Origin of the sequence: Streptomyces sp. CC224B (assembly GCF_030010595.1) — a bacterium.
GTDB classification, from domain to species: Bacteria; Actinomycetota; Actinomycetes; order Streptomycetales; family Streptomycetaceae; genus Streptomyces; species Streptomyces longispororuber.
The window spans coordinates 18,994-28,975 of record NZ_JASCXL010000122.1 but is presented as its reverse complement, the minus strand read 5'-3'; the positions used below and the strand labels follow the sequence as shown (position 1 = coordinate 28,975).

At 75.2% G+C, this 9,982-nt stretch carries 8 protein-coding genes; 5 read left to right on the top strand and 3 right to left on the bottom strand.

Annotated features, from left to right (window positions below):
• Nucleotides 1–133: 133 nt before the first annotated feature.
• Entirely contained in the window at nucleotides 134–415 is a 282-nt protein-coding gene (locus QK440_RS34110; protein WP_121406547.1) for an HPr family phosphocarrier protein, read from the bottom strand.
• A 179-nt stretch (nucleotides 416–594) separates the two neighbouring features.
• Here QK440_RS34110 and QK440_RS34105 point away from each other — a divergent pair, with 179 nt between their 5' ends.
• From QK440_RS34105 to QK440_RS34090, 4 genes are all read left to right on the top strand, one after another.
• The gene (locus tag QK440_RS34105; RefSeq protein WP_282797128.1) at nucleotides 595–3,480 is read left to right on the top strand and encodes a bifunctional GNAT family N-acetyltransferase/acetate--CoA ligase family protein; all 2,886 of its coding nucleotides are present in this window, start codon (nucleotides 595–597) and stop codon (nucleotides 3,478–3,480) included.
• 69 nt (nucleotides 3,481–3,549) lie between these two features.
• On the top strand, nucleotides 3,550–4,155 hold the full coding sequence (locus tag QK440_RS34100; protein ID WP_282797127.1) for a DUF5998 family protein: 606 nt from the start codon (nucleotides 3,550–3,552) through the stop codon (nucleotides 4,153–4,155).
• Nucleotides 4,155–5,354: a nucleotide pyrophosphatase/phosphodiesterase family protein gene (locus QK440_RS34095; protein ID WP_282797126.1), complete on the top strand. Its 1,200-nt coding sequence runs from the start codon at nucleotides 4,155–4,157 to the stop codon at nucleotides 5,352–5,354. Before QK440_RS34100 ends, QK440_RS34095 begins: the two co-directional genes overlap by 1 nt.
• 105 nt (nucleotides 5,355–5,459) lie before the next feature.
• Nucleotides 5,460–6,134 (top strand): thymidine kinase, encoded by a 675-nt coding sequence (locus QK440_RS34090; protein WP_282797125.1) that lies wholly within the window; start codon nucleotides 5,460–5,462, stop codon nucleotides 6,132–6,134.
• A 51-nt stretch (nucleotides 6,135–6,185) separates the two neighbouring features.
• Here the strand turns inward: QK440_RS34090 and QK440_RS34085 are convergent, their stop codons facing one another.
• Nucleotides 6,186–7,025 carry a VOC family protein gene (locus tag QK440_RS34085; protein ID WP_282797124.1) on the bottom strand — a complete coding sequence of 280 codons (840 nt, stop codon included), beginning with the start codon at nucleotides 7,023–7,025 and terminating at the stop codon, nucleotides 6,186–6,188.
• Nucleotides 7,026–7,472: 447 nt separating this feature from the next.
• Here QK440_RS34085 and QK440_RS34080 point away from each other — a divergent pair, with 447 nt between their 5' ends.
• Nucleotides 7,473–8,303: a sulfurtransferase gene (locus QK440_RS34080; protein ID WP_282797123.1), complete on the top strand. Its 831-nt coding sequence runs from the start codon at nucleotides 7,473–7,475 to the stop codon at nucleotides 8,301–8,303.
• A gap of 218 nt (nucleotides 8,304–8,521) precedes the next feature.
• On the opposite strand, the gene sepH is transcribed toward QK440_RS34080, so the two are convergent.
• Nucleotides 8,522–9,586 carry a septation protein SepH gene (gene sepH, locus QK440_RS34075; RefSeq protein WP_282797122.1) on the bottom strand — a complete coding sequence of 355 codons (1,065 nt, stop codon included), beginning with the start codon at nucleotides 9,584–9,586 and terminating at the stop codon, nucleotides 8,522–8,524.
• Nucleotides 9,587–9,982 lie beyond the last annotated feature (396 nt).

Below are 9,982 nucleotides of genomic sequence, written 5' to 3'. Positions count from 1 at the left end.
CCGCGGGGCGCGTCGGCGGGGCCGCACCGGAGGCCCCCCCCGCGGGCCGCCCGGCTGTTTTTAAACAACCCCCCCCCCCCCGCGGGGCCCCGGCCCCCCCCCCCGCGGCTCCTCACTGCTGTGCCCGACGGTGTCAGACGGTCTCCGGAAGCTCGTCGAGCCCCTCCGCGACCAGCTTGGCCAGACGGTCCAGGGCGGCGTCCGCGCCCTCGGCGTCCGACGCGAGCACGATCTCCTCGCCGCCCTGCGCGCCCAGGCCGAGCACCGCCAGCATGGAGGCGGCGTTGACGGGGTTGCCGTCCGCCTTGGCGATCGTCACGGGCACGCCCGAGGCCGTGGCCGCACGGACGAAGATGGAGGCGGGCCGGGCGTGGAGGCCCTCGGCCCAGCCGACGTTGACGCGGCGCTCAGCCATGTGTTGCTGCCCTTCCAGGAAACTTCCACTTGTCTAGACCAGTGTCTCATGCCGTCCCGGGTGCTCCCGCGGGGCCGCTGACGCACTGCCCCACAACCTACGTTCCGCCACCCGGCAGCCGTTCGACCCCTCCTACACTGCCCCGGCCCGGACACCCCCGCGACCCGTACCCTTGCCCCATGCAGACCCCGGTGGACGGCCCCGAGGAGACCCCGGCGGACCGGCACGCGTACCCCTCTCACTGGGAGGCCGACGTGGTGCTGCGCGACGGGGGCACCGCCCGCATCCGGCCCATCGCGCCCACCGACGCGGACCGCCTGGTCAGCTTCTTCGAGCAGGTCTCCGACGAGTCGAAGTACTACCGCTTCTTCGCCCCCTACCCGCGCCTGTCCGCCAAGGACGTGCACCGCTTCACGCACCACGACTACGTGGACCGCGTCGGCCTCGCGGCCACCGTCGGCGGCGAGTTCATCGCCACCGTCCGCTACGACCGCATCGACGCCCAGGGCCGCTCCGCCTCCTCCCGCCCGGCCGCAGCCCCCGAAGGGCACGCCGCCCCCGCTCCCGTCCCGGACGAGGCCGAGGTCGCCTTCCTCGTCCAGGACGCCCACCAGGGCCGCGGCGTCGCCTCCGCGCTGCTCGAACACATCGCCGCCGTCGCCCGCGAGCGCGGCATCCGGCGCTTCGCCGCCGAGGTCCTGCCCGCCAACACCAAGATGGTGAAGGTCTTCACCGACGCCGGGTACCAGCAGAAGCGCAGCTTCGAGGACGGCGTGGTCCGCCTCGAACTGGACCTGGAGCCCACCGACCGCTCCGTCGCCGTCCAGCGCGCCCGCGAGCAGCGCGCCGAGGCGCGCTCCGTGCAGCGGCTGCTCGCCCCCGGCTCCGTCGCCGTGATCGGCGTCGGCCGCGCCGAGGACAGCGTCGGCCGCACCGTCCTGCGCAACCTCCTGCGCGCCGGTTTCACCGGCCGCCTGCACGCCGTCAACCGCGCCTTCCCGGACGCCGCCCTCGCCGAGGGCGTCGAAGGCGTGCCCGCCCACCGCTCCGTGCGCGACATCCCCGGGGACGTCGACCTCGCCGTGGTCACCGTCCCCGCCGAGCACGTGCCCGACGCCGTCGCCGCGTGCGGCGAGCACGGCGTCCAGGGCCTCGTCGTCCTCTCCGCCGGGTACGCCGAGAGCGGCCCCGGGGGCCGCGACCGCCAGCGCGCGCTCGTCCGCCAGGCCCGCTCCTACGGCATGCGCCTGATCGGCCCCAACGCCTTCGGCGTCATCAACACCTCCGCCGACGTCCGCCTGAACGCCTCCCTGGCCCCGGAACTCGCCGCCCCAGGACGCATCGGCCTGTTCACCCAGTCCGGCGCCATCGGCATCGCCCTGCTGTCCCGGCTGCACCGGCGCGGCTCGGGCCTCACCGGCATCTCGACGTTCGTGAGCGCGGGCAACCGCGCCGACGTCTCCGGCAACGACGTGCTCCAGTACTGGTACGACGACCCGGACACCGACGTCGCCCTGATGTACCTGGAGTCCATCGGCAACCCGCGCAAGTTCACCCGCCTCGCCCGCCGCACCGCCGCCGCGAAGCCCCTCGTCGTCGTCCAGGGCGCCCGGCACAGCGGCATCTCCCCCACCGGGCACGCCGGAGCCGCCACCCGCCTCCCGCACGCCACCGTCTCGGCCCTGCTCCGCCAGGCCGGGGTCATCCGCGTCGACACCGTCACCGAGCTCGTCGACGCCGGACTGCTCCTCGCCGGCCAGCCGCTGCCCGCCGGACCCCGGGTCGCCATCCTCGGCAACTCCGAGTCCCTCGGCCTGCTCACCTACGACGCGTGCGTCGCCGAAGGCCTGCGCCCGCTGCCCCCGCGCGACCTGTCCACCGCCGCCACCCCCGAGGACTTCCGCGCCGCGCTCGGCGCCGCGCTCGCCGCCGACACCTGCGACGCGGCCGTCGTCACCGTCATCCCCTCCCTCGGCGAGTCCAGCCGCCGGGGCCAGGGCGAGACCCTGGCCACCGCGCTGCGCGCCGCCGCGGCCTCCTGCCCCACCAAGCCCGTCGCGGTCGTCCACGTGGAGCTCGGCGGCCTCGCCGAGGCCCTGTCCGCCGCCGCGAGCACCAAGCCCCACGCGCCCGGCGCCCGGCCCGCGGACCAGCCGCCCGCCACCCCGCCGGAGGCCGCCACCCCGCCGCCCCACGCCCGCATCCCCGCCTACCCCGCGCCCGAGCGCGCCGTCCGCGCCCTCGCCGAGGCCGTCACGTACGCCCAGTGGCGCCAGGACATCGCCGACCCCGGCAGGGTGCCCGAGTACGACGACATCGACGAGCAGGGCGCCGCCGCGCTCATCGAGGGCCTCCTCGCCGGGAGCGACGACCCGCACGGCCGCACCCTCGGCCCCGACGACGCCCAGGACCTGCTCGGCCGCTACGGCATCACCGTCCGCCCCGCCCTGCCCGCGCCCGACGCGGACGCCGCCGCCGACGCCGCCCGCCGGCTCGGCTACCCGGTGGCCCTCAAGACCACCGCGCCCCATCTGCGCCACCGTCCCGACCTCGGCGGCGTACGCCTCGACCTCGCCGACGAGGACCAGCTCCGGCGCGCCTACCGCGAGCTCACACAGGCGCTCGGCCGCCCCGCCGAGCTGCGGCCCGTCGTCCAGGCCATGGTCGCGCGCGGCGTCGACACGGTCGTGCGCGCCGGGCACGACGCCGCCGCCGGAGCCGTCCTGTCCTTCGGCCTCGCGGGCGCCGCCTCCGAGCTGCTGGGCGACACCGCGCACCGGCTGATCCCGGTCACGGACCGCGACGCCCGCACTCTGGTCCGGTCCATCCGGACCGCGCCCCTCCTCTTCGGCTGGCGCGGGTCCGCGCCCGTCGACGCCGCCGCCCTCGAAGAGCTCCTCCAGCGGGTCTCCCGGCTCGTCGACGACCACCCCGAAGTGGTCACCGTCTCACTGGAACCGGTGGTCGTCGCCCAGGAGGGCCTGTCCGTCCTCAGCGGCACCGTCCGCCTCGCCCCGCCCCCGGCCCGCGACGACCTCGGCCCCCGCACCCTGCCCGCCTACTGACCCGGGCGGCGACCCCCGGGGCCGCCACCGCGCACCTCGGGGCGGGCGCCGGGTCGTAGGATGGGCGACATGGCAAAGACCGGTACCACGACCCAGGGGCTGCGCGCGGCGATCGAGCGCAGCGGCTACTACCCGGCCCTCGTGGCCGAGGCGGTGGAGGCCGCGGTCGGCGGCGAGGCCATCGGGTCGTACCTGGTCCACCAGGAGACCACCTTCGACGCGAACGAAGTACGCCGTCACGTGACGGTGCTCGTCCTCACCGACACCCGCTTCATCGTCAGCCACACCGACGAGCAGGCGGCCGACAGCACCTCGCCGACCCCGTACGCCACGACCTCCACCGAGTCCGTGAAGATCGGCCGGATCTCGTCGGTCGTCGTCAGCCGCGTCGTCGCCAACCCGGAGAAGTACGTCCCCGGCTCCCTGCCCCGCGAGGTCGTCCTCACCATCGGCTGGGGCGCCGTCTCCCGCATCGACCTCGAACCCGCCGCCTGCGGCGACCCCAACTGCGAGGCCGACCACGGCTACACCGGCAGCTCCACCGCCGACGACCTGAGCCTGCGCGTCAGCGAGGCCGGTGACGGCCCCGACACCGTGCGCCAGACCCTCGCCTTCGCGCAGGCGCTGTCCGAGGCCACGGCGGCCGTCGCCGCCGGCACGGGCGCCGGCCACTGATGGCCACTGCCGACTGGGTCGGCGGCTGGGACGACGTCCAGCCCCTCGACCCGGCCACCGCGCCCCTGCCGCAGTACGGTTCCGGATCGCTCGCCGACCTGCTGCCCACCCTCGTCGCGCACCAGGGGGTCGACGGCTTCGCCCCCGTCATCCCCGAGCTCGCCCCCGCCGACCGCGTCTGCGTCTTCCTCATCGACGGGCTCGGCTGGGAGCAGTTGCGGGCCCACCCCGCCGAGGCGCCCTTCCTGACCTCGCTGCTCGGCTCCTCCCGCGGCGGCACCGGGCGCCCCCTGACCGCGGGCTTCCCCGCCACCACCGCCACCTCGCTCGCCTCCGTCGGCACGGGGCTGCCCCCGGGCGACCACGGGCTGCCCGGCTACACCGTCCGCAATCCGGACACCGGCGAGCTGATGAACCAGCTCCGCTGGAAGCCCTGGACCGACCCGGGCGCCTGGCAGCCGCACCCCACCGTCTTCCAGCGCGCCCACGCCGCAGGCGTGCACACCGCCCAGGTCTCCTCGCCGACCTTCGAGCACACCCCGCTCACCAAGGTCGCGCTCAGCGGCGGCACCTTCCGCGGCCGCCTCTCCGGCGAGGACCGCATGGACCTCGCCGCCGAGCAACTGGCCGCCGGGGACCGCTCCCTCGTCTACACGTACTACGCGGAGGTCGACGGCAAGGGCCACCGCTTCGGCCTCGACTCCGACCCCTGGCGCGGCCAGCTCATGTACGTCGACCGGCTCGCGCAGCGCCTCGCCGAGCAGCTCCCGCCGCGCAGCGCCCTGTACATCACCGCCGACCACGGCATGGTGGACATCCCCTTCGGCGACCAGGCCCGCCTCGACTTCGACGAGGACTGGGAGCTGCGCGCCGGCGTCGCCCTCCTCGGCGGCGAGGGCCGTGCCCGCCACGTCTACGCCGTCCCCGGTGCCGAGGCCGACGTCCTCGCGGTCTGGCGTGAGGTCCTCGGCGACCGCTTCTGGGTCGCCGGGCGCGAGGAGGCCGTGGCCGCCGGCTGGTTCGGCCCGCGCGTCGACGAGCGCGTCCACGGCCGCATCGGCGACGTCGTCGCCGCCGCCCACGACGACGCCCTGATCATCGCGTCCCGGACCGAGCCCCACGAGTCCGCGATGGTCGGCAACCACGGCTCCATGACCCCCGCCGAACAGCTCGTACCGCTGCTCGAAGTACGCTCCTAGCCCTTCCGACGCCCGTTCCGACACCCCTGCCCACGCCCCTCCCGACCGCCCGGCGGCCCGCGCCGCCGGCCCGCCCCGCACACGATGAAAGGCCCGCAACCCCCCATGCCTGAGCTGGTGTTCTTCTCCGGAACGATGGACTGCGGGAAGAGCACCCTCGCGCTGCAGATCGAGCACAACCGCTCGGCCCGCGGCCTCGAAGGCATGATCTTCGCGCGTGACGACCGCGCGGGCGCGGGCAAGCTCTCCTCCCGCCTCGGCCTGGTCACCGAGGCCATCGAGGTCGCCGACGAGCTGGACTTCTACGCCCACCTCGTCGACCACCTCTCCCAGGGCGGGCGTGCCGACTACGTCATCGTCGACGAGGCGCAGTTCCTCGCCCCCGAGCAGATCGACCAGCTCGCGCGCGTGGTCGACGACCTGGGCCTCGACGTCTTCGCCTTCGGCATCACCACCGACTTCCGCACCAGGCTCTTCCCTGGCTCCCAGCGGCTCGTCGAGCTCGCCGACCGCATAGAGGTCCTCCAGGTGGAGGCGCTGTGCTGGTGCGGCGCCCGCGCCACCCACAACGCCCGCACCGTCGGCGGCCACATGGTCGTCGAAGGCGCCCAGGTCGTCGTCGGCGACGTCAACCAGGCGGCCGACGAAGTGGGCTACGAGGTGCTGTGCCGCCGCCACCACCGGCGCCGCATGACCGCCGCCGCCGCGCACGCGAGCGCGCTGTCGCCCGACGTCCTGCCCCTGGACAGCGACACCGTCTCCACCCTCGAACGCTCCTAGGCCCCGGACGCCGCCCGCCCGCCCCCAGGAGGCACCGGGCACGGCCCGCCCCTACGGCGTCACCGCGTCCGCCCGCAGGCGCTCCGGGATGGACGGCTCGGCGTGCAGCAGCGAGAACACCGCCCCCTCGGGATCGGCGACCGTGGCGACCCGGCCGTGCGCGCGCGTGCGCGCCGGGCGCACGACGTGGCCGCCCAGCTCCAGCACCCGCTGCACGGCCGCGTCCACGTCCGCGGCCTCGAAGAACGTCATCCAGTGCGCGCCCCGGTCGCGGGGCAGGGCGCTGCCCACACCGCGCACCGAGGCCACCGCCCGGCCCTCCAGGAGGAACGTCAGGCGGTCCATGCCGGGGCCGCCGGACGCCTCCTCGGTGTAGCCGAACAGCGTCCGGTAGAACTTGGCGACCTCGGCCGTCTCCCGCGTGAGGAGTTCGTTCCACACCGGCGTGCCGTGCACCCCGGCCACTCCCGTGCCCAGGTGCTCCGCCGCCTGCCAGATGCCGAACACCGCGCCCGCCGGGTCCGAGGCGATGGCCAGGCGGCCGGCCTCCGCCGCGGTCAGCGGGCCGACGCCCACCGTGCCGCCGCAGTGCCGTGCCGTCTCCGCCGTCTCGTCTACGTCGTCCGACGCCAGGTACGGCGTCCAGGCGATCGGCAGCCGCCGGTCGGGCGGCAACTGGCCGATCCCCGCCACCTCGTGGCCGTTCAGCAGGGCGCGCACATAGGGCCCGAGCTGCTGCGGTCCCGGCTCGTACGTCCAGCCGAAGAGCGCGGCGTAGAACTCCCGGGTCGCGGCCAGGTCGTGCACCATCAAACTCACCCAGCAGGGCGCGCCGGGTGTGGGCCGCGCAGTCGGTACGCGTCGGCTGTCCGGCCACCGTGCCTCGGTCATCGTCACTCTCTCCTCGGGCCCTAGTGGCGCCGACAGCTCACGGTCGGCAGACATCGGTGACGGACACCGGACGCCGGAGACCGGCTCGCCGAGCCCGCCGTCCGTCGTCTGTGCCCCGTCGCCCGCTGTCCGTCGTCCGTCAGCCGTCGCCGCTCCGCTTCGCTTCGTCTTCCGAACGCGCGTACGTCGGCCGCGCGCATGCCCGTCCGTGCAGATGGTCGCACCACCCGTCGCCCGGCGCTCCCCGGCCGCGCCGCTTCTTCCGCATTCCTCGCGGAGGATGCCCGATCCGCGGTTTCTCACCCGTAAACGTGCGATTGCCGGGCCGTGTCCGTTGTGGGTACGTGGCGTGCCCGGCTCCGTACGCCATGTGTTCGGGCGGGGTACGGCCGAGCAGGGTAGCCGGACCTGGACGCGGCGGCCACCCCGTGGGCAAGGTTGGGGCTTATGAATGCCATCATCTCCGCATCCGAACTCGCGAGCGACCTGGCGGGCGGAAACCCGCCAGTGCTGCTCGACGTCCGCTGGCAGCTCGGCGGCCCGCACCAGCGTTCCGCGTACGAGGCGGCGCACATCCCCTCGGCGGTCTTCGTCGACCTCGACGCCGACCTCGCGGGCCCGGCCGGGGCGGCGGGGCGACACCCGCTGCCGGACACCGCGCGTTTCGGCGCGGCGATGCGGGCGGCCGGGGTCTCGGCGGACCGGGACGTCGTCGTGTACGACGGCGGCCAGGGCTGGGCGGCGGCGCGCGCGTGGTGGCTGTTGCGCTGGGCGGGTCACCCGTCGGTCCGCGTGCTCGACGGCGGGCTCGCGGCGTGGCGGGGCGAGCTGGAGTCCGGGGACGTGCGGGCGCCCGCGGCAGGCACGTTCACGCCGGTGCCCGACTCCCTGCCCCGGCTGGACGCGGACGGAGCGGCCGCCCTGGCCCGCTCGGGGCTGCTCCTGGACGCGCGGGCGGCCGAGCGCTACCGCGGTGACGTCGAGCCGATCGACCGCGTCGGCGGTCACATCCCGGGTGCCGTCTCGGCGCCCACGACGGAGAACGTCGCCGACGACGGCCGGTTCCGCCCCGCCGGGGAGCTCGCGGCCCGCTTCCAGGCCCTGGGCGCCGCCGACGCCCCGGAGGTCGGCGTGTACTGCGGCTCGGGCGTGTCGGGCGCCCACGAGGTCCTCGCGCTCGCGGTGGCGGGCATCCCGGCGGCGCTGTACGTCGGTTCGTGGTCGGAGTGGTCCGCGGACCCGTCCCGCCCGGTGGCGACGGGACTGGAGCCGCGGTGACGCGCGGCGGCACGGTCCGGGGCGGCGTGCTGAGGAGCTTCGGGCGGGTCGGACCCGCGAGATCGCGCCACGCGTCGCAGCCGACTGCTGATCACGCTCCGTAACCTGTGATGGGCATGTGAAGAGCCCGTACGGATTCTGCGTACGGGCTCTCTCGGCGTGTCCGCGGCGCGCCCCGGGAGGATGGTTCCTTCTCCTGCCCGGGGCCGTTTCCGCGGCTACTCCTGTTTCTTGCGGCGCGTGCCGAACACGATCTCGTCCCAGCTCGGCACGGCGGCCCGGCGGCCGGGCCGGACGCCGTCGGCCTCGGCCTGGCGGTCCGTGGAGCCGACCAGGCGCTCGCGGTGGCTGGCCACGGCACGCGGCATGAGCACGTCCGCGTACGCGGAACCCGCCGACGCCGCGGTGGCCGGGGGCTCCTCGGCCTCCGGCTCCTGCTCCGGCTCGTCCTGCGGTGCGGACGGCAGTTCGGAGGGTGCCGTCGTCGGACGCTCGGGGACGACCATGTCGCCGCGGAAGCTCGGCACCGCCTCCAGGAGGCTGGTGAGCGAGTCGCGCTCCTGCTCGGCGATGGCGCCGCCGGTGCTCGGGGGCTCCTCCACGGGCTCCGCTGCCGGGGCGGCGCGGTCGAGCGCCCGCTCCGGCGGCCGGTCCCGGGGCAGCCGCGCGATGCGCGGCACGAACGGGAAGGTCGGCTCGGGCGCGGCGATGTCGTCGGTCTCGCCGATGAGGGCGCGCGCCTCGTCGTCGACGGCCTGGACGAGGCGGCGCGGCGGGTCGTAGGTCCAGCTCGCGGAGTGCGGCTCGGTGGCGACGCGGTAGACGAGCAGCACCTCCCAGGTGCCGTCGTCCCGGCGCCAGGAGTCCCACTGCACCGACTCCTTGTCGGCGCCGCGCAGCAGCAGCCGCTCCTGGACGGCCTCGCCGAGCTGGGGTCCGGTGTTCTCGCCGGGGCGGCGCACGGGGGTCTTCCGGGCGCGCTCGGCCATGAAGGCGCGCTCGGCGAGCACGGGGCCCTCGAAGCGGCGGACGCGGTCGACGGGGATGCCGGCGAGCGAGGCGACTTCCTCCGCGCTTGCTCCGGCGCGTATACGTGCCTGGATGTCGCGGGGGCGGAGGTGGCTCTCCACCTCGATCTCGATCTGGCCGAGACGCGGCCGGTCGCCGCGCACGGCGGCACGCAGCCGTTCGTCGATCGGAAGCGTGTACTCCGTGCTGTCCGCAGCCTTCAGCACCAGCCGTGTGCCGTCGTTGCTGACGGCCACGACACGCAGTTCGGGCATGGGGACCTCCCGGGTGGTGCCTGCCGACGTCACGTGCGTCGCTGCTTCCGCTAGTCGAGTGTGGCCTGCCCGGGTGCAGCCTGCCACAACCTTGCCGAGTTGCCCGGCGTGTCGGGCGTGGGCCCTGGAACGCCGTGATGGCACGGTACTTCTTCGCAACGCTAAGTGACCATGTTGGCCACCTTGTGCAGCGAGCCCCCTCCCGGCGGTCCTGGCTGGCCCCGGGCACCCTGGCTGGAGACCGGACCCAGGGCTCGCAACACTACTCCATTCGGACCACCCGGGTGGACCGGCACGCCCACCGAACTTCTCCCGGGTGAAGGGAGTTGATGGGGGTCAGGGGCGCGCATCCCCGGCGCACAGGTGGCGCTCTTCACGTTAACGCCAGAATCGGAA